Origin of the sequence: Blautia wexlerae DSM 19850 (genome assembly GCF_025148125.1) — a bacterium.
Lineage (GTDB): Bacteria > Bacillota > Clostridia > Lachnospirales > Lachnospiraceae > Blautia_A > Blautia_A wexlerae.
The window spans coordinates 1853371-1878945 of sequence record NZ_CP102267.1 but is presented as its reverse complement, the minus strand read 5'-3'; the positions used below and the strand labels follow the sequence as shown (position 1 = coordinate 1878945).

General features: G+C 37.1%; 21 protein-coding genes. 7 read left to right on the top strand and 14 right to left on the bottom strand.

The features are described 5' to 3' along the window. Positions 1-273: 273 nt before the first annotated feature. Genes NQ550_RS08745 through NQ550_RS08735 form a run of 3 tightly spaced genes read right to left on the bottom strand, consistent with a single transcriptional unit; the run spans position 274 to position 3228 of the window. Positions 274-1173, bottom strand: a complete 900-nt coding sequence (locus NQ550_RS08745; protein WP_259839839.1) for a hypothetical protein — start codon at positions 1171-1173, stop codon at positions 274-276. Next, the gene (locus NQ550_RS08740; protein WP_025579575.1) at positions 1170-2573 is read right to left on the bottom strand and encodes a HAMP domain-containing sensor histidine kinase; all 1404 of its coding nucleotides are present in this window, start codon (positions 2571-2573) and stop codon (positions 1170-1172) included. Before NQ550_RS08740 ends, NQ550_RS08745 begins: the two co-directional genes overlap by 4 nt. Beyond that, positions 2557-3228, bottom strand: a complete 672-nt coding sequence (locus NQ550_RS08735) for a response regulator transcription factor (protein WP_025579574.1) — start codon at positions 3226-3228, stop codon at positions 2557-2559. Before NQ550_RS08735 ends, NQ550_RS08740 begins: the two co-directional genes overlap by 17 nt. Positions 3229-3442: 214 nt before the next feature. Here NQ550_RS08735 and NQ550_RS08730 point away from each other — a divergent pair, with 214 nt between their 5' ends. Continuing rightward, the gene (locus tag NQ550_RS08730; protein ID WP_025579572.1) at positions 3443-3799 is read left to right on the top strand and encodes a helix-turn-helix transcriptional regulator; all 357 of its coding nucleotides are present in this window, start codon (positions 3443-3445) and stop codon (positions 3797-3799) included. Between the two features lie 74 nt (positions 3800-3873). Here NQ550_RS08730 and NQ550_RS08725 read toward each other — a convergent pair whose 3' ends face one another. Next, positions 3874-4233 (bottom strand): helix-turn-helix domain-containing protein, encoded by a 360-nt coding sequence (locus tag NQ550_RS08725; RefSeq protein ID WP_044996579.1) that lies wholly within the window; start codon positions 4231-4233, stop codon positions 3874-3876. 197 nt (positions 4234-4430) lie between these two features. On the opposite strand from NQ550_RS08725, the gene NQ550_RS08720 reads away from it, so the two are divergent. From NQ550_RS08720 to istB, 6 genes are all read left to right on the top strand, one after another. Continuing rightward, positions 4431-5114: a response regulator transcription factor gene (locus NQ550_RS08720; protein ID WP_025579569.1), complete on the top strand. Its 684-nt coding sequence runs from the start codon at positions 4431-4433 to the stop codon at positions 5112-5114. A gap of 79 nt (positions 5115-5193) precedes the next feature. After that, on the top strand, positions 5194-6108 hold the full coding sequence (locus tag NQ550_RS08715) for an ATP-binding cassette domain-containing protein (RefSeq protein WP_044996577.1): 915 nt from the start codon (positions 5194-5196) through the stop codon (positions 6106-6108). Further along, entirely contained in the window at positions 6101-6856 is a 756-nt protein-coding gene (locus NQ550_RS08710) for an ABC transporter permease (RefSeq protein WP_025579566.1), read from the top strand. Before NQ550_RS08715 ends, NQ550_RS08710 begins: the two co-directional genes overlap by 8 nt. 19 nt (positions 6857-6875) lie before the next feature. Further along, entirely contained in the window at positions 6876-7793 is a 918-nt protein-coding gene (locus tag NQ550_RS08705; protein ID WP_025579564.1) for a sensor histidine kinase, read from the top strand. A gap of 296 nt (positions 7794-8089) precedes the next feature. Further along, the gene (gene istA, locus NQ550_RS08700; RefSeq protein ID WP_025579562.1) at positions 8090-9628 is read left to right on the top strand and encodes an IS21 family transposase; all 1539 of its coding nucleotides are present in this window, start codon (positions 8090-8092) and stop codon (positions 9626-9628) included. Between the two features lie 6 nt (positions 9629-9634). Beyond that, positions 9635-10411 carry an IS21-like element helper ATPase IstB gene (gene istB, locus NQ550_RS08695; RefSeq protein ID WP_019161580.1) on the top strand — a complete coding sequence of 259 codons (777 nt, stop codon included), beginning with the start codon at positions 9635-9637 and terminating at the stop codon, positions 10409-10411. A 386-nt stretch (positions 10412-10797) separates the two neighbouring features. On the opposite strand, the gene NQ550_RS08690 is transcribed toward istB, so the two are convergent. The 10 genes from NQ550_RS08690 to NQ550_RS08650 form a co-directional block, all read right to left on the bottom strand. Next, positions 10798-11121: a reverse transcriptase family protein gene (locus NQ550_RS08690; protein ID WP_044996580.1), complete on the bottom strand. Its 324-nt coding sequence runs from the start codon at positions 11119-11121 to the stop codon at positions 10798-10800. Positions 11122-11188: 67 nt separating this feature from the next. Beyond that, the gene (locus NQ550_RS08685) at positions 11189-14680 is read right to left on the bottom strand and encodes an ABC-three component system middle component 1 (RefSeq protein WP_025579560.1); all 3492 of its coding nucleotides are present in this window, start codon (positions 14678-14680) and stop codon (positions 11189-11191) included. Then, a complete protein-coding gene (locus tag NQ550_RS08680; RefSeq protein WP_172730335.1) occupies positions 14668-16155 on the bottom strand; it encodes a hypothetical protein in 1488 nt (495 codons plus the stop codon). Before NQ550_RS08680 ends, NQ550_RS08685 begins: the two co-directional genes overlap by 13 nt. Next, positions 16133-17266: an MBL fold metallo-hydrolase gene (locus tag NQ550_RS08675; protein ID WP_025579557.1), complete on the bottom strand. Its 1134-nt coding sequence runs from the start codon at positions 17264-17266 to the stop codon at positions 16133-16135. Before NQ550_RS08675 ends, NQ550_RS08680 begins: the two co-directional genes overlap by 23 nt. A 181-nt stretch (positions 17267-17447) precedes the next feature. Continuing rightward, on the bottom strand, positions 17448-18530 hold the full coding sequence (locus NQ550_RS08670; protein WP_025579555.1) for a hypothetical protein: 1083 nt from the start codon (positions 18528-18530) through the stop codon (positions 17448-17450). 356 nt (positions 18531-18886) lie between these two features. After that, positions 18887-20500: a transposase gene (locus NQ550_RS08665; RefSeq protein WP_025579554.1), complete on the bottom strand. Its 1614-nt coding sequence runs from the start codon at positions 20498-20500 to the stop codon at positions 18887-18889. Positions 20501-21079: 579 nt separating this feature from the next. Continuing rightward, positions 21080-21475, bottom strand: coding sequence for a tyrosine-type recombinase/integrase (locus NQ550_RS22820; RefSeq protein ID WP_416386863.1), 396 nt, complete (start codon positions 21473-21475; stop codon positions 21080-21082). A gap of 578 nt (positions 21476-22053) precedes the next feature. Continuing rightward, entirely contained in the window at positions 22054-22929 is an 876-nt protein-coding gene (locus NQ550_RS08660; RefSeq protein WP_025579550.1) for a hypothetical protein, read from the bottom strand. Between the two features lie 89 nt (positions 22930-23018). Beyond that, on the bottom strand, positions 23019-23999 hold the full coding sequence (locus NQ550_RS08655; protein ID WP_259839821.1) for a hypothetical protein: 981 nt from the start codon (positions 23997-23999) through the stop codon (positions 23019-23021). Positions 24000-24466: 467 nt separating this feature from the next. After that, positions 24467-25486: a helix-turn-helix domain-containing protein gene (locus NQ550_RS08650; RefSeq protein ID WP_025579547.1), complete on the bottom strand. Its 1020-nt coding sequence runs from the start codon at positions 25484-25486 to the stop codon at positions 24467-24469. Between the last annotated feature and the right edge of the window lie 89 nt (positions 25487-25575).

Below are 25575 nucleotides of genomic sequence, written 5' to 3'. Positions count from 1 at the left end.
AATGTGCCTATGTGGTCAACTTTGTACCTTCATAGCCAGACTGTCCCGGAGGGGGAGCTACGCTTTTTTTAGCTGGTGAAGGTCATGGGAATTATGAAAAAGAAAAATGGACACGACGATACCTCCAAGGCACCGCCGTATCCTTTCAAGTCGTCATCGGCTTGTGGAAACTCAAAGAAACGGCGGCTTTGAAATCAAGCCGCCGTTCCATAGGCGTGTTAAATTATCTGCTGTACGACGGCTTTTTTTCTTTTGCCGTCGTGCGGCAGACTTTTAATTATTTACAATTTCTTCCCCAGCATTATGGACTTCAACGATTTCAACCTCACAGGACAATTTCATTTTGGCTGTGGAAAGACTATTTTCCAATTCATCAGCTTTTTCGGACAAGACCGTTTTGATATTGGAGCTTGTCAGATCAGCTTCGCTCAAATTATCCACATAGTTTTGAAATTCGGTCTTGAACTTTTGCAAGGCATTGTCACGATCCGCAACAGTAATTTGGGTTGGGTCAGAAAATGTGTAACTCAATCTGTATAGAGCATTAAAAACAAATTGATAGGTAATCTCTGCCCCTGCAACGCTTTCCTCGCCCGGAAGTTTTTCCAGCGGCCTTTCCTCCCTTTTCAGATAGGCAGAAAGACCAACACTGTCATTCATTTGTTCACAATACAATTCGTCAAGAGAGACCGCAAGTGTCATCGTGATGAACTCGTAATTTTCATCATCTGGTGAAATACTTGCAAGCACCTCTGCCTGTGCGTCTAACAGCCCGGAAATATCTCCATTATCCGGGGCAAGCGATTGGTTGAAATCGGCTACACTCTGTTGCTCATAATTTGCTGTTTTGAATGCGACCAGCTTTTCATAGGCGTCCGAGGTATCAGACCTTGTAACCGTGGCCTGTGCGGAGGTGTTGGCCTGCTTGCTGTTGGGGGGAGTAGCGCTATCTTTGGCATTACAGCCAGCAAGTAAGCTCAAACACAACACAGCGGCAAGCGGGATAATTATGCTTTTTTTCATATTGGAGAGCTCCTTTCTGTACTCTATCGAGTACGCTATCAGAATACCGCCGCAGTTTGAATTGATATTGTATTGAATATGTTTTTTATATGGAGTTGCAAAAGCGGCAACAGGTAAACCTGTCACCGCTTTTGTTAGTTGATATTTCAAAAAATTACTTTTATGCTAACACCATCGTCTGTATTTTGTACGCTTACTTCAGCATTATGCAAATTGATGATTGTTTTGACAATATACAAGCCCAATCCGCTACCGCCTGTTTGACGGTTGCGTGATTGCTCCACACGATAAAACGGCTCAAACAGTTTGGAAATATCATCTTCTGGAATGTGAACGCCCGTATTTTCTATTGTTAAATATACTTTTTCTTCTGCTTGGCGCAAATTTACACGGACGCTGTTTCCGGGCGGCGAATATGTCGCAGCATTTCCAAGAAGATTGTCAACTACCTTTTGAAGCAGCCCCATATCGCCATCTATATAAATGTCAGGTAACAGATTGATAGCCACAGACAATTCTTTCTGCACGAACAGATCATCGAAGGCCGCTAACCGCTGACGCAGGAATTGAGTAAAATCGAAATGTGTTTTGACGCATGAATATTGCGGGGCTTCAATTCTTGAAACAGTGAGTAGCTCCTGCACCATTTTTTCTAACGAATTTGTCACTTCCAATGATTGTGCCAAATAAGTTTCTCTGTCCTTGTAGCGTCCTACTCCGCAAAGCATTCCTTGCAACTGGCCTTTGATAATTGTGATTGGGGTTTTCAGTTCATGGGAGGCCGCAGAGAAGAACTCCATCCGTCGAAGCTCTAACTCTTTTTCTTTATCAATATCGACCTGTAGTTTTTGGTTGGCCTCCTTTAATTCCATAAGAGCCGCAGAAAGATTGCTCGACAAACTATTCAAGCTATTAGCCAATACGCCTATTTCATCTGTTCGCTCAACAGGACAAAAGTTGTTAAAATCCATATTTGCCATCCGTCTTGACATTTTACTGATTTTCTTAATGGGAGCAGTTATATACCACGCATAGAAAACCGCCACCAAAACAGAAACTATTACAATGACAATCACTAATGCTGGAAGTGCCTTATGCAACGCCTCCACCACTTGGCTTTCCTTGTCTGTGTTCTTGGCAAGTAACAAAGTATAGGAGTGTGTCTCCCCGATAAAGGAAACAGTATAGTGTGCGCTTGTGTCATTGGGGCTGTAGTCACTTATTTGCTTTCCTGTGGCTGTGTCCGTGTCTGTAAGGCCGACTTCTTCTCCAGCAGAGTTAAACAGATGGAATAGATATTCATTGTTATAATCCCCAGTTAGCGTATTATTGGCGATTGAAAAATAAATGGCAGTTTCACCCTTGTCTGTCATGGACAGCTCTTGTGCAAGTTCGTCAGCTAACCACTCAACATCCGATGGAGCATAAGAATAGATATACGGCGCAAAATGGAGAATGAAAAAATAAGTTATGCCACAGCAAAATGCTATCAAAAGTGCCGATATAATAAATACCTTAACAGCCAGCTTGCTTTTAATCTTCTTTATCAATTCTATATCCCACCCCTCTGATTGTTTCTATATAATCGGCCTGCCCCAACTTCTTCCGCAGGTTTTTTATATGCGTGTCAATAATCCGTTCATCTCCGAAAAATTCATATTTCCAAAGTGTTTGTAACAAATTTTGCCGTGTCAATATCCTGCCTTTGTGGGTCAGCAATTCCCGCAGGATTTCAAACTCACGAGGCGTTAGGTCAATAGGCCCTGCTGTTGTATAAACTTTGTAACCGTCCAAGTCCAAAATTAAATCCCGATATGATATGGTGTGTGGCATATCTTCTTGTTGGGAAGAACGGCGCAATATCGCCGCAATTTTTCGTATCAGCACAGACATGGAAAAGGGTTTTGTAATATAATCATCCGCCTCTAAATCTAATCCCTTGATCTGATTTTCTTCTGCGTCCAAAGCTGTGAGCATAACAATAGGAATATTGGATTTTCGCCGGATAACTTCACACACTCCGTAGCCGTCAATTTTGGGGAGCATAATATCGAGCAAAACCAAATCAAAACCCCGCTCGGAAAAATAGGAAAGAGCTTCAACCCCATCGGAAGCCAAAGTAACCTCATAGCCAGCCTCTTGTATAAAGTCATGTAATAGCGCCTGTATCGCCAAGTCATCTTCAACTATCAAAATTTTCTGCATAGTCCCACCTCCCGACTTCTAATTGTAGCAGAGAAATATGTATCTATTGTGGAGTTTCAAAATTTTTGTCAGTATCTATTATACCGCCGTCCCTTCGGACTATCAATGATGTCGTGCGTCCCGAAGGGACAATAAAATACTACCAAAACATAAAATTGTGTTTCGCTCTCATAATCACACCTGAAATGTAGAATGATATAGGGGTGATATGAGAATGTACCAAGACACCAGACGGCTTGACTTCCACGCATTAGGCCGGGAGATCAAGCGCAAAAGAGAGGCGAAAGGCTGGACACAGGAATACCTTGCACAGCTCGTAGACCGTACCCCTCGTTCCATCATGTATTTTGAGAACCGGGGCCAGCATCCGAGCCTGAACACCTTTTACCAAATCGTCACCCTGTTGGACATTTCCGTAGACCAGTTTTTCTATCCTGACAGGCAGAACGGCGAAAGCGACTGCCGCCAGCATATTGACAGGCTGCTCAATACAATGGACGAAAAGGAATTGACGGTCATGGAGGCCACAGCAGAGGGACTACAAAAAGCCAGAGAAACGGAGGTCAAGTAAGAGGGCCTTCGTTTTTCTCGTTTTAGGGGGCTTTTCGGGGGTGCCGCTAAAATAGCACAAAAAAACAGAGGCTCTTATTTCTGAACCTCCGTTTCTCTGGCTTTCTTGAGCCCTTCGGCTGTGGCCTCCATGACAACTAGCTCCTTTTCATTCATGGAGTTGAGAAGTACATCAATGTGCTTTCTGCAACTGTGTTCGTCCCGCTGTTCTTCCCGGTAGAAAAACTGGTCTACGGAAATATCGAACATGGTAACGAGTTTGAAAAATAAATTGAAGCTGGGATGTTGTCCCTTATTTTCAATATTCATAATCGTGCGGTCTGTCTTGCCGACCAGCTCCGCCACATAGGCCTGTGTCCAGCCTCTTTCTTCTCTAGCTTGTTTGATTGCCAGCCCGAGCCCATGAAAGTCAAACCTAATTTCATCTTGGTTCATTCTCATATCACCCTATATCATTGTACATTTCGGGTTGAATTATGAGAATGTAATGGAATTTGATGTTAAGTAGCATTTTATTTCACTATCAAATAGCCACATGATTGAATATAGCAAACGATTGTGATAAAGTTGATACGAATATGCCATAAAATTATATTCTGCAAATTGATCAATGTTAAAGAGAGGTATTTTATATGAATTACACAATTCTAATAGTTGATGACGATATGGCTATCAATGATATGCTTGTTAAATATCTTCGGAAAAATGGTTATATAACATATTCTGCTTATTCAGGAACAGAAGCCCTTCTTTTTCTTGAAAAGCAAAAAGTTAATCTGATTATTTTGGATTTAATGCTTCCCGGTCTTTCTGGTGAACAAGTTTTAGCAGAAATAAAGAAAACAAAAAATGTACCTGTAATCGGTCTATCTGCAAAAGAAGATTCTAAAAGTAAAATTTCCTTATTGAAAAACGGTGCTGATGATTATGTAACGAAACCCTTCGATATAGAAGAACTACTTGCAAGGATTGAAACGATTTTGCGACGGATTTATGAAAATCAATATACATCAAATTCCTTGTTATGTTGTGGCGATTTAAATTTAGATACAATAGGAATGGAGGCCACTCTAAAAAATCAAAAATTGCCCCTTACAAAAAATGAGTTTGCTATATTGAAAATGCTTATGGAACATCCGCAACAAGTATTTACGAAAGATATGATTTATGAGCAATTATGGAATGAAGCTTTAGAAGGAACTGAAAATGCTATCAATGTTCATATCAGCAACTTACGCAAAAAAATTGCTGCAATAGATAATAGTAAATCGTATATTAAAACGGTTTGGGGAATTGGGTTTAAGATGGACATATAATCTTTATGAAATCCTTAGATTTAGAAAATAATTTACTTAAACTTATCCCTTACACTAAAACCACAAGGAGGGATATATCATGGAATATATACTAAGAACGAACACAGTATCTAAAAAATACACAAATTATTATGCTGTTGATAAAGTATCCATTTCTATTAAAAAAGGCGAAATATATGGCTTGATTGGAGAGAATGGTGCTGGTAAGTCTACTTTAATGAAAATGATTGCAGGTTTGGTTGAACCATCAGAAGGCTCTGTTGAACTATTTGGAAATTTTGTTCCCCAGACTGAGCGTTATCGTATTGGTTGTGTGATTGAATCTCCGGCACTTTATGCAGAATTAACCGCAAAACAAAATTTGGAAGTATTTAGAAAAGCATATGGACTGTCAAGTAAAGAATCTGTACAACAAATTTTAAAGCAGGTGGGTCTGTCACAATATGAAAATAAAATTGTCAAAAAATTTTCATTAGGTATGAAACAGCGTTTAGCCATTGGCGTTGCCTTGTTGGGAAATCCTGATTTTCTGATTCTTGATGAACCTATCAATGGCTTAGATCCGACTGGAATACAAGATATGAGGAATTTCTTATTAAAACTAAATAGGGAAGAACATATTACCATTATGATTTCCAGTCATATCTTGGGGGAATTGTCAAAAATTGCAACAAAATACGGCATTATTAAAAATGGCAAGCTGATTGAAGAAATTACTGCAAAAGAATTAAATGAAAAATGTCAATGTTGTTTAAAAATTAAGGCATCAGATACTGCACAGGCCGCTATTTTAATAGAGAAAAATCTCCATACTAAAAACTACGAAATTCTTTCCGATAATAATATTCGGATTTTTGAATATGTAGACAATCCCGGAATTGTAAACTCCTTACTGGTTAATCATGGAATTGCTGTTGATGAATGTACTGTAACAAAGGAGTCACTGGAAGATTACTTTAATGAAAAAATGAGAGGAGGCATAGTCAATGCTTAATTTAATTAGAGCTGATTTTTATAAAGCGATACATGGAAAAGTCTTGAAAGTATGTTTTCTTATGATGACAGGATGGATATTCTTATGTGCTTATGCACAAAAAGCAACGATTGGCATGAGAGAATATTTGGTAGGTACAGAAGTTTCTGCAAATTACTGGGATTCTTTTTTTAATTATTACCCAGTTGTATTCCCTTTGATTATTTTTTGCAGCTACTATTTCTCAAATGATTTTCGTCAAGGGACTGTAAAACATTATATAGAAAAAGGTCTGTCACGATGGAGTTACTTCTTCTCAAAATTGGTAATTGGCTGGATTGTATCATTCTTTTTTTTGGTGTCTGCCTTTTTAATTGGTTTGTTATGTAATAAAATTTTTTTTGGAATAAGCGGTCTTACTTTTACAAGCATTAGCAATATAGTGTCCTACATATTCTGTGAGGCATTATATCATATGGCTGTATCAACGCTCGCAATTTCACTTGTTTTTCTCATAAGAAACAGTTCAGTTAGCATGGCAGTTAATGCTTTGCTTATATTTTTTGGTTATCTGGTTCTTCATGGATTGGAAAGTATTTTGGGCTTAGGATATAACATCACAATTTTTTGGGCAATTAGTAATATCAATAAAACAAGAATAGATATGGCAGTTCAATGGCTTCCAACCGCAATTATCATTTTCTTCGCCTATATGATTATATTTGGTGGAGTTATAGGAACAATTTTCAAGAAAAGAGATATTACATAATGCAGGGAGGGATAATGTTATGAGTGTGCTACTTCAAATATATGCTATCATTGTGACACTATCTCTTATTATTGTTTTATCATTTTACTTGCTTCATTGTAGGGAGGTAACCCGGTTAAGCCAGAAATTGCAAACACTTTTACATTCATTTACCCATGCGGAATTGACATTAGATTTTCCTTCTTCCGATATAACCGATCTTGTAAATGCTTTAAATGAATTGTTTCGAGTTTACCACAAACAAGTATATTCATTACAAAAAAAGGATGAGGCAATCAAAGAAACAATTACAAATTTAGCTCATGATCTTAGAACACCTGTGACTGCTATTCAAGGATATACCCAAATGCTTCTACAATCGCCGGAGTTGTCCGAGGAAGATTTAGATGCAGCAGCTGTTATAAATGAAAGATTGAATGTTTTAAATCAGTTACTAAATCAGTTGTTTGAATTTGCACGAATAGAAGCTGATGAAATGGAATTTTCTTATACTACATTTGATTTAAATGCTGTTTTACGCTCTGTTGCAGTTTCCTTTTTTAAATCTTTTGAGGAACGCAAAATAATTCCAGCATTAAGTATTGCAGAGATTTCTTTTCCATTTTATGGAGATGAAAAAGCAGTAACCAGAATTTTTGAAAATATCATTTCTAATGCCTTGTCACATGGGAAAAGTGATTATCATTTTTCATCTTATGATGATAATGAAAATTACCATTTTTCTTTTCAGAATTTTACAGACAGCATAAATGAATCTGATATAGACAAAATATTTAATCGTTTTTATACAACAGATTTATCCCGTTCCCGCAAAACAACCGGTTTGGGTCTCACAATAGCAAAGAATTTAACAGTAAAAATGGGCGGTTCTATCAGTGCTTCTCTAAATAATAATGTTTTTGAAATTGTAGTGTGCTTTCCTAAGCAAAAAGGATAAAAAACTGATGAGCCTGCTTTGGTGGTTAAAAAAAAACGCTTATAAAGTAGGTGTATTGACTATCTTTTTGTACAATTTATTCGTTATATATAATAGAAAGTGCTTTCAGTAGAAAAAGGAGGAAAGAAGTGGATGCTGAATAATCCGGTGCCCGTGTCCCTGCTGTCCGGTGACAGGAAACCGCAAATCCGTTTTTTAGGAAACCATCCTTCCGGTAGTGGAAACCTTTATCATAAATCCTTTAGAATGTAATCATGCACCAGCTGGTGTAAATTCATTCAAAGGAGGTCATGACCATGACCAAGTATCGAGAGATTCTCAGGCTAAAAAGTCTGGGACTCAGTCAGCAGAGCATTGCCGACAGCTGCAATGTCTCCAAGAAAACGGTTAATCGCGTTTTGAAGCGTGCAAAGGAATTAAATATTTCCTGGCCGCTTGATAAAAGCGATACCGATGCTGTTCTTGCAGAAATGTTTTTTCCTTCTACAAAGCAAGTCAGATCCAATAAACGGATGCCTAACTACGATTATGTCCATAAAGAATTACTCCGTAACGGAGTCAGTAAGAAACTCTTGTGGACAGAATACATGGAGGATTGTCATGCAAATGGCGAAGAACCACTTATGTATTCCCAGTTCTGCTATCACATCCAGCAGGATGAGCAGAAACGACGTGCTACCATGCATATCAACCGGAAACCTGGTGAGCAGGTTGAGGTCGATTGGGCAGGAGATCCTGCAACAATCCTTGATCCGGATACCGGTGAGATCACCAAAGCCTATATATTTGTCGGCGTGATGACTTATAGTCAGTACGCATATGTGGAAGCATTTCTGGATATGAAGCAGAAATCATGGATTAATGCCCATGTTCATATGTATGAATATTTTGGTGGTGTTGCCAGAATTCTCGTACCGGATAACTGTAAAACAGCGGTTGTCCACAATGGTGGCTTTAAAGACCAGCAGGTCAATGAAACTTATCAGGAAATGGCCGAATACTACGGCACCGCTATTATCCCGGCGCGTGTCAGGGCTCCAAAAGATAAGCCGAATGCTGAGGGGACAGTAGGAAATATTTCTACTTGGATCACAGCAGCTCTTCGGAATGAACAGTTCTTCTCCCTTGCCGAATTGAATCTAGCAATCAGAGATAAGCTGGAACTGTTCAACCAAAGGCTCTTTCAGAAGAAAGAGGGTAGTCGGCGAAGCTTATTTCTTGGGGAAGAAAAACCATTGCTGTCACCATTACCTGCTACCCGTTTTGAACTGAGTGACTGGAAAGCAGCCACTGTCCAGTTCAATTATCACATATCTGTGGACGGAATGCTATACTCCGTTCCGTACGAATACATTAAAAAGAAAGTTGATATAAGGGTAACAGACACCACGATTGAAATTTTCTACAACCATAACCGCATTGCTTCCCATCGTCGTCTAAAAGGACGCCCTGGGCAGTACAGCACCATTACTGAACATATGCCGGCAGACCACCAGAAGTATCTGGAATGGAACGGTGACCGCTTCCGTAAATGGGCTGAGCGGATTGGCATAAATACGTACACTGCAGTCAATGCAATATTGACCTCCAAAAGTGTGGAACAACAAACCTACCGAAGCTGTATGGGGCTTCTTAAGCTTGCTGAGAAGTACTCAGATGCGTTACTGGAAGCTGCCTGTAAAAAGGCATTATCCTATACAGCATCACCCAGTTACAAGAGTATTAAAAACCTACTTGTAACCGGTTCAGAAAAGCTGGCATCGGAAGCAATCGATACCAAGACCACACATAAAGCACATGGCATCACACGAGGTGCCGATTACTATCGGAGGTAAACACATATGACCAATCAGAGTACAATGGATAAGTTAATAGAAATGCGCCTTACCACAATGGCAGATGCATTCCGCAATCAACTCAATGACCCAAAATTCAAGGAGGTTCCCTTTGAGGATCAATTCGGTATGCTGGTGGATATCGAATACAGCAGTCGCAAAAACAACCGTCTCAAAAGACTGATCAAGAATGCCGGTTTCGATCAGCCGGAAGCGAATATCATGGATATCAACTATACTTCCGGACGCAAGCTAAACAAGGAACTGATTCGCAGACTTGCTACCTGCGAATATATATCTGAACATCGGAATCTTTTTATTACCGGTGCTACAGGCTGCGGTAAAACTTACATGGCCTGTGCCTTTGGCATGGAAGCCTGTAAGCAGTATTACAATACCAAATATATCCGTCTGCCTGATCTGCTTATTGATCTGGAGGTGGCACGGACAGATGGCAACTACAAAAAGGTGATGGCTAAGTATGCCAATCCCGTTGTCCTGATTTTGGACGAATGGCTTCTATTGAAACCAACGGAATCTGAACAAAGAGATATCTTCGAACTACTCCATCGGAGACGCAAGAAATCTTCAACGATTTTTTGCTCCCAGTATGAGTTCGAGGAATGGTACGACCAACTGGGTGGTGATGATAGTCCTCTGGCAGATGCAATCATTGACCGCATTGCTCATGACAGTTATCGTATCAACATTACAAGCATTGATGCCGAACATGATATCTCGATGCGAGAGGTTTATGGCTTGGACAAAACATTACGTGAGTAAACTCGCATAAGCGGTTCCCGCTAGCCCGGACAGACGGTTTCCCGTCTGCCGGACTTGCGGTGTTACCGCACAAGAATATTCAATTCATTTTTGGAAGTTAAGGTTTTTTCAAGATTTTCTGCCAAAAAATCCCTATTTTTCAAGGTTTTTTACAATCTGCCATTTTTTGAGTGTTACTTTTTCAGGAAGTTAAGGATTAAGGATAGTACGGTTATTTTTGCGTGGACGACCCTGCTTCCCCGTATTTTCAGGAGGGAGTAAATCAACAATACGATTCCATTCATCATCAGTCAATTCATATCGCCGCAACATAATAAACACCCCTTTTTCTTTATTTTATCATGAAAAAGGGCATAAAAACATATGTTTTGTGCAATTTTTAATTTTCAAACACGCTCTAGTTTATCTTCGTAACAATATATACTCAGTGGACGGGTTTTCCCATTTGGTTTGGGTATTTCGACCCTTCTGGCAGGTTTCGGTTTATAGGAACGATTCTTAAGTCTTTCTACAAGTTTCTCCAGATTTTCTTCCAGGTGTTTCCCGTATTCTTCTTTTGTTATCCCATCTATTCCTGTCGCCTTATCCTTCTGCATCGTTTCATGACACTTTTTCAACATTTCTTTATTGATCAGGTGTCCAATAGATGTAAATACCATGTTTGGATTTTCTTTGGATAGCTGTGATATTCTCTCCAATTTCGTTTCCATTATTCTTCTACCTCTGTGTGCAGATAATGTTTCCTTTTCGATATGATTCCGTATGCCAATGCTTTTTCTATTTAATATTTTCTACCAAGTCAATAAAGCAAGAACTATAGTATTGATCGTCCAATTTACGTCTCAGAATATTATAAATTTTTCTATCATGTGTGGACATAATTATCTGGCAATCCGTACTTTCTATAATACTTCGAATCATATCAGAAAACCCCAACATATTCATATCATCAAAATGACTAATAGGATCATCAATAAATATTGTTCTAAAAGTAAGATTGTTTGCTGTTAATGCTCTCCCAAAGAATGAGCTAAACGCTACAGTATTTAATTGAGCTGTACTAAAATACCATTCTGGACGATACGAATCTGTCTCATCTCCAATCTGTTCATTAACTACAATATAAAGTTGTGGCTCATCTTTTTCATTAAATGACAAATGATAATCAACATTTTTCATAAAATCATGCGGATCAATTTTCTGATATATTTCGTTCATTATATTCTGACTAAAATAATCCTTTAGACTCTTTTCAAAAGTTTCCTTTGCAAGTTGAAAATCCTCTTCTGCTTCTTTAGTTTCTTCTTGTGTAGATGCGTAAATTTCTTTATTCGTATCAATTTGTTCTGTCACACTTTTGTACTTCTCGAAATAGTTTCTCGCACTATTTTCTTCTTGAATTTGCACTAAATATTCTACTTGTTTCAGATAGTCATCCGCAGATTGCATCCATTTTTTTAAATCTCGTTCTACTCCTTCTTTGGTAAAATCACTAAAAAACTCACTAATAGATACCACCTTTTTTAAATGTTCTAATTCTTTAGATTGTTTATCTTTATCTGCCAGGAGTTTTTCCTCATTCTCTGCTGCAACATCGTTGTATGTTCTAATCTGATTTTCTAATTCTTCTATTTCGTGTAAACAATTTTTATCTTGTAAGCGAAGAGCTTCTAATTCTTTATAAAAATCATAATTTTCTGGTTTTTCTTTAAGAATCATTATACTGGTGAACATTTGTGGATCTTCCAGAAAACTTTCTTTTCTTTTCATAACGCTTTTTATGCTTTCTTTTATAGTTTTTATCGAATCAGATAGTATTTCTTTCTGGCTCTGTAAACTATCTCGTAACTCTATATAATTCTTTCTTTTTTCCTCCTGCAATTTCTCCCATTCTTTTACTGTAGCTAAAGAATAGATATCTAAATTGATTTCGTGTTGAACAAACCAGATACGCAAATCACTCATTTCTTCTTCTAATTTGTTTTTTTGTTTGCTAAAATCCTCTTGTAGTAAATAACAGTTTCGTAAATCATTCTCAATTTTCAATATATCTTGTTTTACTACTTCTTTCTTCCCACTTTTCCTTTCTTCAAATATATGCAATAACCTTTCATATTCACCTAATATTTTTGTTGCTTCCACTTGAGCATTATAAAAATCTTCATTCAATTTCTCCGTATTATCAAAATTATAATTATCAATAGCAGAGACCAATGCTTCCCAATTTTTAAACTTTGTATGACATAGCGGGCAATCTTTTTCTTCTTTATGAGACTGTAAATATTGTTTTGCTTTATTACAAATATCCTGAACAGTCTCTTTACTTTGATTAGCCTTATATGCCTTTTTTCTGTATATGTCAATTTTTTGAATTTGATTTTCATAAATTTCTTTTATTTTGCATAAATCTTGTTTCAGTTCAAATCCAGCTAACAATTCTACGTCAAGAAAATTTTTGCTACCCATATCGATTTGTTCTATATTCTCAGATAGAACTATGTTCTCAATCTGGTTAAATTTTTCTCTTCTTTCTAATAGAATTCTTTTATACTGTTCTATTTGTTTCTTTATTTTTGCCAGATTGTTCTCCAAATCTTTTAGCTGACTTCTGACAAAATCCATTTTTTCTGCGTTTGTATCAATTTCTTGCATTTTCTTTTCATCCAAGCTGTCCACTATTTGATTTAGTTGCTCACTAACCTTTTGATACCTACTCAGATTTTCGTCATACTGGTGCGAAATGGCCTTGAGATTTTTATTAAAACTATTCTCCTGATTATCCAGCTCTAGATAAATATATAGCTGCTTTTCTACTTTATCGTAACCATATGAATCAATTAGTTCCAACAATTCCAGTTTTTCTTTTACAGCGGTAATTTCTGATTGAAGTTTTTTGAGTGATTGAATAATCCTACCTAATTCTCTTTTTCTTTTGAGTTTTGTTTCGCACTCCCTTAAATAAGATTCAACCTGTTGAATCGCATCCAATTGTTGATAAAAATATGTTATACCTATAAGCTGAATATTTTCAGCAGCACTAATTTTTTCTGAAAGTTTTTTTAGTTCAATATTTTTTATTTCTCTTTCATAAATCTGTGCTTCATTAATTAATTCATCATATTCTAGAGTACCCGCATTTTGAGCATCAAATAATATAGGTCTGTTTTGATTTGGAAACGAATTATATTTATATATTATATCTATAATTCTTTGCACAGAAAGCTTGTCTTTCATCAGCTGTGATAATTCTTTTTCCAACAACTGCTTATCCTCTTCTAGATCTGATAATTCACGTTTTTTTCTTTTATACACGTCATATAAATCAATAAACTCTTCTCGTTCATTACTAAGAGGTGCCGCACTATCTGTCCATTCTTTAAACTGAGCAGTTGGAGATTGGGCCGAAATAAAACTATCAATTTTATCATGAGGAAGAATCAGTAAGTCCCAAATTTTCCTTTGACTTTTTGCTCCAGTAATATCTTTCCCTGGACTAGCAGAAATAAATCTACAGTCATTCCCATCTTCTTGTAGATTAGCAACTTTTCTTTTTATCACTAAACCATTATCTAAATTTATTACAACATACGCCTCTTCATGGCTATGATCTCGATGATGATAGATGGGTCCCTTTCTTTTTCCTCTTTCTTTAGCCTCAAGAGCAACTATACGTCCCACCTCTCCCTTAAGAGCATATTCAATCCCGTCAAATATACTGGTTTTTCCCATTCCATTTTTTGCATAAATTAAGACAAAACTCGCCGGTCGTCTATTTCTATCCTTAAAATCTATAACTTTCTCCCCTTCATATTTACGAAAATTCTTTAATGTCAGGCTTTTCAGCTTTGGGTGTGTTTTTATTGGAGCTTGTATATCAATTTTAAATATTTTGCTTTCAACCAATTGTTTATATTCTTCGTCAGTGTCACATCTTTGTTCAAACACATATTTCTTTGCTGAAAAAGAATCCTCCTCAATCTGATTTTTCATTTCAAGATTTATTTCTTTAGAAGTAAAGAAACAAATATAAAAATTACTTTTTTCAATAATAGATTCTATTTTTGTTTGATATTTTACTGCCACATAATAGTTTATTTCTTTCCAGTTTTGGTACAGATCTTTTAGTTCAGAAAACACGCAAATAAATATATGCGAATGATAAGAGGTATCCGCATGCATTTTACGAGTGTAGTAACAGCATTTGCATCCCCACTTATCGATCAATGTAGTCTGTAATTCCCAGTTAATTAAACTATTTATAATTCCCATAACTCTTTCAGTACCCCCGCCATATTTTCTTGTAACAAGCATTTATCAATTTTATTTCTACTCATCAAATCCAGCATACGATCAACACTTATAGCAGCCAAATTGCAATGTATAGCTGCACCATCAATAATATCAAAGTTTTCCGACTCTTTGCTATTTTCAGGTAAAAACTGTCCTAATTTATTCTTTAGTGCCCTATTAGAACATTCCGCACATGCAGTAATATCTCTCACAATTGCACGGCATTCATGTCTTGGATATAGAAAAAAACGTCCATTATTACTATTTAGAACAAATAATGTTCCATTTTTTAGTTTTCCTCGCTTTGCAAAGTATTCAGCTTCTATTAAGCGTCCTAAAACCGATTCTGTTTCATCCTCAGTACAAATATATTCCACTTCAACTTGATCATTTTCATAAGGATCTGGCATATTTATCACTGGCTTAGTTACATTAGCACCAGAAACAAACCCCGAGCCGTAAAGTATCGCCATTAATTCTAATTTCCCAGTCCAAAATTTATCACACTTCTTTCGATCACTTTTACAAGATAATTCATCGTACCATTTTTCAACGCAATTTTCGGGTAATAAATCACAATCTTCCATTAGTTCTTCTGAAAAGTCATAAAACAACCTTTTAGCTTTGCTCCTGCTACTCGGAAATGTAAAACCAGCTAATTCTTTATATCTCTCAAAAGAACGCGGATACTCTGAATGTAAATTGGTAAGTTCCAGTAATTCTCTGCACTTTTCAGAAGAAGTAGCCCTTAACAATGTTCCTGAGGAATTATCACCACATTCTTCTGAAATAATACATATTAAGTTTATGCTATTATTTCTAAAAGAAAATAAACCGGTTCCCGAATACCCTTCCATTACACTACTACGAGAACCCATTCTCCCTATTGCACTAAATTTATATTCTATAGAATATGTTTTATTCTGAGAAATACCATTGATTCTCCCCTGCAATTCGCGCTTCCCATCTAGGAAATTCGCACCTTTTTTTTCACGCTCTTTATCCATAGATAATGGAAAGCCATAACCATATAATTCCTCTGCAAGTATTCCCTGACTAATTTTCATATACCCCATTGTATTCATCCACTCTTGCCATGGGATAAGAATCATGGCAATGTCAGCAATAGATGACGGATCTGTTTGCATATAATCAGGATGAATACATATGCTTCCTTCTTCAGGGACAAAGTCCGAAATATTCATAGCTAATTTTGCTTCAACATTAATTTTTTGAGGATTTCCAAAACTATCCATGCAACCTAACGATAAACATATCTGTGATTCACCTTCTTTGAATATATCGATTATCACATGTGCAGCGGTGAAAACAACAGCCATTTCCCCTACTTGTCTTAAAAACAAGATTCCAGACCCTTTCAATTGGTCCGATTCGTCTTTAGCAATTCTTACCGACAGACGATTAATTATCTCAAAACATTCCGTATTCTCCATATATATAACATCCATCCTTTATCTCTAGAGCTTGGTCATCTAACAGATACAAAGATAGTTTCTTTGTATCTATAAACGCTCTACGATCCTCAATAGTAAAATATCTTTCATGATATTCTGTATTATACCAATCATAATTACAATACAGATTAATATCTTTTTTACCTGCATTTTTCAGCAGATGAGAAAGCACAACTTTACTGGGTACCTTCTTATGATGACCGTTTGTACTCAATAAATAATTATTCGTCCTAATTGTTTTTAGCAAAGAATCGGAAGTGTTACTTCTGCTGCCATGATGTGACAATTTTAATAAATCGACCTCGAAATGATCTGCGTCGTTGATTTTTTTAATTCCTTGCAAACAGACTGATGGTTTTGCATCTCCTAAAAAAGCCAGTTTTATACTATGATATTCAAAAATAAAGGCTATAGAAGAAGCATTATTGGGAGATGAATCACTCAACAATTTTTCTTGCATTAAATCAGCTAAATTCTTTTTCACCATCTCAAGATTACTTGCATATTGAACATACTCGTTTTCTCTTTCATACTTTTCCCATTCATTTGCAAACTTAATTAATTCTTTTTCTCCAGGACTAATAAATCGCATTGTCGCGCCATTAGGTAAAACAGCTTGTTGTCCATATACAACATAATCAACCAAACGATCTTTCAATCCTTTCTCTGATAATAACTCCCCAAATTTAATTCCATCCTTTACACCATATTCTTTATAATTCTGGTTTACACGAATCTGATCTTCTATGCAAACAGAGCTTTCCAAAATTTCGCCTGTCCCTTTCAGATTCCTATGTATACCTTGGTATGTATTAAAATAAATTCGTTTCACTGTTCTATCCAATATATCATTTGAAATTCTACAAATGCCCTCTAGCGCTCCTTGTATATGATCATAATCAACGTGAGTTAGCACAAGTGCTTCTATTTTTTCTTTACGTTCATCAATAATACTAATAATTGATGCAAATTCCTCCCCACATTCATCAGTTCCACCATCAATTAAGATGTGACTATATACTTCATTTTCACCATATGCAACCCAAATAAAATCTCCTTCATTCGCAGGCAAAGCAAATATCTTGACCATTATGTTTTTCTCCTATCCTGTTACTGTTACAAAAGACTTTTTGAATATTCTTGTACTTAGAGTTCTTCCGCAAAAGACTGTATTTTACAAAATATCAGAAACAGATATCCAATATTTATCAAGAAATTTGAATTTGATTTTCAGAAAAAACGCAAATTTGCGAAAGAGCCTTATGCGAACGTCATATACACCCATCAGAATGATGACTATCCGAACTTGTGAATGCATAACCTTCTTCAATCATTCGCCTCTCATGTTCAGCATACCATTTTTTCGCGTACCGTTCAGTTTTGTTCTCACCTGGAACGAAGACTTTAGTGTACCCGTCTTTATCTCCCACAATGGATGAAGCAAATGCCGTTTCAGGATAGCCTATTATGTTCCCTGCGTCATACTTCAAAATCATGTTCTCTGCGATTGAGTAGCAAAAGACACTGGCATCGGATTTATACAGACCATCCTTTGAAAAAGGATAGTTCTTAAATCGTATACGGTTATACTTTGGATTCATGCTATGAATAAGAGACTTTTCTGCATCAAGGCTTATCTGGCTAGGTGTTACATCAAAATCCCCGATGAGTCCTTTCATCCAGTCATTCTCCGTACTGAATCCCGTGAGCATCGTACACATATAGGAATCGATAGTGAACGGCATCAATATAAGTTCTTCACTTTTGTCAAAGCTAGGTGATATTACTTTCTCTTCTATAAGCATATCCTGTAGGGCATGATGTGCCTTAAACCTTTGTGTCAACTTCTCCCTAACTGTTTCTCCTACATAAAGAACATCATAGGTAATAGCCGAGGTAAAATCACCCTGTATCTCAATGTGGAACAAATCATTACTAGCGTAATAAATCAGTTCATCAAAGGTAAATCCAATATTGGGAACAGCTTCACCCTTATCATTAAAAGCAAATAGCCATACTTTCTGAGCTTTCTCCAATCCCTCTGGTTCCGTTTTTATTCCTGCAAAACCGTTCAAAGAGTATTTTGGATTTGTTAATGCGGGGATGAAAATACGGAAGGATGCTTTACCCACCTCAACATCAAGGATTAAGCAATGTTCATCTGATATTTCCCTTCGTGGAACAAAAACCGGAGCTTCTCGTTTGCCTATGATATAGAGAGAAGCATTGTCGAGGCTTTCTTTCTCACGCCAGAGTTCAGTATTGAGTACAGGTGATTTCTTTATACGGTTAAAATCTTTGATAGAGATAGGAGAGTGAGTTAAATGTAAATTTGTTTCTAATATATTGTTCATATGGGTAATATTCTCCTTATTAGTTAATGTAATACGGCCTTTTGCGGAAGAACCATACTTAGAAACCGTGAATCCGGAAAATAGGAAATCAGAATTCCGATAATCGGAAATCGCCGTATTTGTGCTTGATTAAATGTCCATTTCTATGAGAATATTTGTCAAGTCCTTGCCGCTTCAGCGGTGCGTAGCAGCCTTTATAATTATTCTCATGGAAATATAATTTTTCAAGTATAAATGGTTTGAGTGTCAAAAGTCATGTTCTGAATCATGCATCAGCAAAAAGCTAGAATTTTTAAACATGACTGGTGATTGTGGGAGTCAGAACCCTCAATTCCGACTCTCACCCTGCCTCATTTTCAGGCCATTACCAAATTTTGCGCAGACTCCACCCGTAAACGGCGATTGTGTCGAAAAAGTTTACCAAAATTATATGCCCCAATTTTAAACAGGATGAACTGTCTTGAACGCAGTTTCCCAAACACTGGTATTTCATCAATGTGGTATTTTCTACGCAGTACAGAAGGAATCCCCTCTATTGCATTACACAACCGAGTCAGTTCGATGTACTTTGCAGTGGATAACTTTTCCGAATATCGTGCTCTGGATACCATGCTGGCTGAGGCGTGAACCGCATAGTTCTTTTTCTGTGGCTTGCTTTTGCAATCGTTTTTGTGTGGACAGTCCTCACAGCAGTCTTTTGGAAAAAGCGCACGGCACATGCCTGTTTTAGGATAATACGTTGTTTTGAGTGGAACATACCCCATTGGACAGATCAGCATCTTTGTTCCATCTTCTGAAAATTGAAATTCGGCATAGAACTTATCAACTGGTTTTCCGGTAAGTGCGGTTGTTATCAGCTCAGTGTTTTTACGCTCTGCAAGCCTCTGGTTTTCCTGGCTTCCATATGCTCCGTCGGTGATCATGATCTCCGGCTCTGCGTTATCTGGTCTGTTTTCCAGATACTCTTTGCAAAAAGCACTGTCGCTGTGAATGTTCTCTTCAAAACTGACTCTGGTAATAAGGCTGTCTCCGGCTTCTCCGACGGTTTCTACTACATTACCGATATAGCCTTTGTGGGACTTCCCTGCTTTGCTCCGATAGGTCGCATCAGGATCGGATGGATTCTGCAGACTCGAGGAACGGATTTCCTTCTTGTCACAGGCATGAAGATTCCCTTCCTCATCAACCGTGCCCTGTTCTCTGAGAACCCGGAGCAGAAGCTGGTGTTCTGAAAAACTATACCAGAGTTCATCAGACATGAGGTCTTTTACTGCCTGTGCTTCCCGAAGGACTTTTTCCAGGCGTGGTGACACATCTTCTGTTTTACAGTAATAGATCATCTGATTGTGGTCATCAGCATCAAGATAATGGCGAAGCCCGGAATTGATCAGTTCGTCATGCCCGAGTCGGTGAATTAGACAAACAGCATTTGCAGTGGTCTGATAGATGATTTCCAGACGTGACATACGCTTGCATCTGGAAGCAATCATCAGACTATCCATACGTTTTACGTTTGAATGGAGATTCATGTATCTTGCATAGATATCTGCGAGATGCAGCATTTCTTCCTCAAGAAGGTTTGTGCCAGTCTCCATTTCGTAGTTATAAAGCCTTTCTCTGAAACGGCTGAATGTCCGGTCACTGACTGGCTGTTCAGCAAGATGTGTCGTATGCAGAGCATACTGGTAGCGCACATCACAGCAGATGGATTCGACCAGTTCATCGTCAGTAAGCCCGTTGTTTTCTTTCAGCATAAGGCTTCCAATGATGAAATTGATCGGTGTATTTGGCCGAGAAGCATTGTTGTTGCTATAAAGAACAGCAAAGCGTTCTTCATTGATAGCCGGGAACACAATATCAGCAAAATCTTTACACCAGGAATTCATGATTATCTTCTGCGTTCTTGGAGAAAGATTTATAAAACTATCATTCAGAGTGATCTGTTGATACTCGTTTGTTTTAAAGGACATATCGGTACACCTCACTATTGATATGTCCTAATTATACAACAATAGTGAGGATTATGGTAGATAGGTGCTTTTGACACCTAAATCAATCTTGAGACTTCAAAAAAAGAGGACTTAAAACCAGAACCCGGTGTATAACTGTTCATAAAAAGAGCAGCAGAAAAAACTATAAACACAGTTTTTCCTGCTGAAAATGATTATCCACAAAATAAAAAAATAAAATTCGTCATTTTTTACAATGACTTATGCATACCTCTGAACAGCAACCAAGCATCCGATGTTGCATTCTTCCAAATTATGTAACCTTTTTGATATTATCAGGCTAATCGCGCATTTATCATCGGACGGATCAAGATCATCTTTCCAAAGATCCTCTGTGATCTGTCTGAACTCTCAGTTATTGAGAAGCTGTCCGGTGCCGTTCACAGCTCCTTCCCGGTAGATCATTTCCAAGAAAAAAATTAAAGTCAAAAGGACGTTCACATTTTAGAAATAAGAAAGCTGCCTTGTAAATAAAAACACTGTCACATTTAAGCTTTATTTAAGTGCGCCTTTTTGGTGAATTTTCTAACTGGTTGAGGATTAATCCTGCATTTTTGCGGTAAACCATAGTATATAATCAGAATAAAATCTGACGATTTTCCTTAAGTTGACGGTAAATTGACCACATTGAGGTCTGACCCTAGAGTCTTTCTGCCAAATCCCTTTGACAGTCTTCGATACGGAATACGGAGCCTTTACTGTTACGAAAACCTCAGGAATATCGCATTTAGGACGCCAGTCGAGGATATAATCAGCAAGGGCGTTCAAGGTGGCACCGTTCAGTTCAGATACGATTGGCGTATGAGTTTTTGACTGCACTACTGACACTTTGTGATTGTGCCAGTCTATATCTGATAACTTAATGCCTATGATGTCGATTCCGCGAAGCCCTGTGCAGTATGCAACAAGTATAATCGCAAGATTCCTCTTTCCAATGGTGCTAGCTGTATCAGCTGCCTGGGCTATTCCCGAAATCTCTTCTTCAGAATAGGCCGGGATAATACGTCAGTGATCATTTTTCAGCTTCAGAAGAGTATAATCACGGTGCAGGCAATCATTCCCATGAGCCCGAAGGTATTCCGTGGCGTACTTTACACACCTTAACGTACGTCCGGTACTGTCTCCGTTCGAAGCCGGTACTTCGTCAATCAGAAATGACATGACTATAGTATCATCAATGAATTGTGGCTTTATCCCGATCTGTTCAGCGTACCACAAAAAATGTCTGGTGGGAGCCCGGAGATCGTTTTTTGTTGCAGGACTGACAGGGTAACTGTCAAGTATCATTTCAACAAGGTTGTTTGTCTCGTTGGATACAATGTACTTGAGCGGATGAGATTTAGTGCTCGAAAAATCAACGATGCCTCTTTCCGCAAGCGAAGACAGCATACGCATAACGCGCAGTTGGAATCGATGATATTCCCTGCATATCTCACCAGAAGAGCACCTTGTATCAAGATTGTCCTTGTAGGAATCCATCAACTCTGGACTGTATGAGAAGTCTTAGTATCTTATTATTTCTGTTCTTCCGTTCCACACCACATGGCAGAATACAAGAGTTTCAAATAATCATGAAGATTCTTTTTCCAATTTATATATTCCTGGAAATCTTCATCCCATTGACCGCTATTCATTTTCTGCAGACATGTAGCTGCTTCTTTTTTTCCGGAAAACAATTTTTCGAGCAATTTCTCCTGTGAACAGGTTATAATCTTTCTATAATCCGGAAACTCCCTCAACTTCAACAAATATTTTCCACACGGAGAATTGCCATGCATATCATGTATACTCAATTTCTCTCGTTTACTCAACTCCATTTCTTCCATAGTCAGAGGAAGAAATGGAGGAAACAATACTTCCTGCTCATCCCACTTCGCATACTCCGCTCCCAAAGCCTGCTGATAATCTACATAAAGACTATTTTCTGAAGTTTCAATTTCCAGAAGAATTATCTGATTCTTTTTAGAAAAATCTGATTCAAAACCTCCCCTACTACACGAAACAAAAGACTCTGTATATCCTTTGGTATATGCACTTAAAGAAGCTTTACGATCTACTCTCCTTACTGTTGAAATAACTGACTGCTTTTCTTTATTCTGACACATTACTGCAAAAATCCCTGTGTATATAGCAAGTGTTTCTTCAAGTAGTTCAATAAATATCGGATTTAGCTGATGATGTTCCTGAAATATACGTTCCTTTTCATTTTCATAACCATCAAAGAGTAACGCATTCAATGTACGGTACGCATCTTTATCTCTCCACAATAAATCTTTCGGGTCTTTAGAATTCTCAGAACTATTTATTATCAAAAGCTTTCCCTCTTCTGTTCTTTTTCGTATATCTCCACCATAAAATCTTAACATATCAAGTTCTTTTTTCGTTACCACGCTATCACATTTCCCTTCTACACCTAATAATATGCCAAACTCTGGATTACTGATTTTCCAACTATCTGACTAAAAGAACTCCACAATAATCATTTCTTCCATTCAGATTTTTCTTCCATGTTTTTTTCCCATTTATGCATATTGTTAATCCTGTTTTCTGTATACTGTTTGCAGAGTTCATTATCTAAAATCGAAATATCCAGCATTCTTTGAATATACTCATTTAGTCTCTCTGGATCCTTTACTTTTTCAAATTCCCATTTCATTCTCAGTTCATCATATTGCAAAAATATACTTGTTCTCTGATGCAATTTATCTGTCAATGAAAAGACCTTTGATATCCCTGCCTGAAACGCAACTATACCAAGTGCACATATGGCCATTATTTTAAACCGTTCAGGATGATACTCTATCGCATTAAATGCCAGAAATATTCCTGCTAAAACTCCAAAAAATATCTCTGTCCCAAAAATCCACTGTACTCTGTTTTCGTACATTTCTCGTTTTTTATTTGCATTACTAATCTGGTCCTTCAGTTCATTTCTAAACATACACTCCCGACCTTTAAAGCTCATAATCTCCCACTTGATAACAGAATAACATTTTCTTATATACAACTGAAGATTCTTTTTCCATTCAAGATAATACTTAATATTATCAATATTTTTCACATTATAATTATTCCTTCTGACCTGTTCCCAGACAGCTTTCGCATTCTCAATTGAAGAAGGGTCTAAAATCATTTTTCTAAGTTCTGTCAGCTCATCTCTTATTTTTTCAGTCAATACAGTGGGAGATATCTTTGAATCCTTAAATACAACCAGATATTTTCCATAAGGCGGCTTATTCCTGATTCCCCGCATTATTCTTTCATCCGGTGTCAATTCCATTCTTTTTAATTCAAGATTCATAAATGGCGGAAAAAGAATTTCTCTTTCATCTGGATACTTACTCATTTCTCCTAATACCTCATTTATATCCAGATACTCTATACTTTGATCAACCTTAAACTCAAAAAATGTCAGATCCTCTTTTTCCTGAAATAAATTCACCTGTTTCTTCTCGTTCAATGTTGCCGACAGAAATGATTCATTAAACTTATGGGTCTTCATGTGAAGATATGTGTAACGTCTGTCATCCCGATACGTATATGCCGTTCTTTTTTTAATCAGATATGTATACTTGCAGATTGCTGAATATAAATTACAATATACATCCAAAAGCTCATTCATATTATTCAGAATGTCCGGATCCATCCATCTTCCTTCTGCTGATAATCGAACCTGCTCACTGCCAATGTCATCAAACATCAACATATTAATTACTTCATAGGCATTTTCTATAGCGTAGAATTTTTCTAAATGCTTCTCGTTATCCGATAACACAATATTCTTTCCGGCATTTTGATAATACAGCAAACTACGAATCTCTTTTGCTGAAAATATATCTCTATATGTTCCATTATCCGCTTTTTTTCTTCCTATACGCTCCAAGCTCATCTTTTCTTACCCTCACACATTTCTTCGAACTATACCAGCTAATTTTCCTCCCGCTGTATCATAAAGGCTCCATCATCATCTTCTTTTGTTAAAGATACTACATATGACATATCTGCACATTCCTTAATCAATCCCTTCATTCGCAGCTTCTCTTTCATATTCAGTTTTAATATTCCCTGCATACTTTCATATAACATATAATATTCTTCTGGCTGTTGTTGTAGAATTTTGTCAATTTCATCCTGCCATTCCGGGTAAGTACATCTCAGATTTTGGAGCTTTTTTCTCGAAATCAAAGTGTCCTTATTTGTAAATTGTAAAGTTGGCGCAATCGCATTATGCATTTCTTTATCAATCTTCTTACGTGACAAAAACATCTTATGAACAACAGGTGTTCTGTCTTCTCCTGATGAAAAAGTAAGAACAAGCCCTATTCTGCATGCCATATCTATCGTCTGGAAAGGCCTGAACCGGAATGCTATAAAACACATTTCACTTATCATATTATTAATCAGAATACAATACATGGATTTTTGCTTTTTGGAAATAATAACCTGTCCCTGATATTTCTTTGCAACATTCTGTTCTGTATGATTTTTCTCACCCGTCCATAATATGAACTCAGCACGGCATATTCCCTCTGAAGATCTGTTCAACGACAGTTTCCCCTTAAGCCATTTATCCTCCATTTCACCTGTACTATGAAAAAGCGTATAATATTCTCCTAATATGCCTTTAAACTCTTCATCATCTGCATTTGTAATAAATCTGTTATTTAACGGAAACACTACTGTATTTTCATTCACTGATCCATTGATCAGATAATCCGTACCAACCTCCAGGACATCTGCAAATGCCATCAACTGATATAATGTGATTTTACATTTTCCGCTTTTTAATTTTGAAATTTCCGGCTGCTGAATAGAATATCCTTTTCTCTGACATAACCTTACCATATCCACCTGTGAAATCCGTTGTTTTTTCATCAATTCTTCTACTCTTATCCATATCTGATCCAGACATATAAGTTTATCTTTTACTTTTTCGGATTTATCCATACTCCCCCCTGATTCCAAATTAATTCTTTAAATTTCACTCATATATGCACAACCTTATTGCATTATTTTTAGTGATTAATATTCTCATA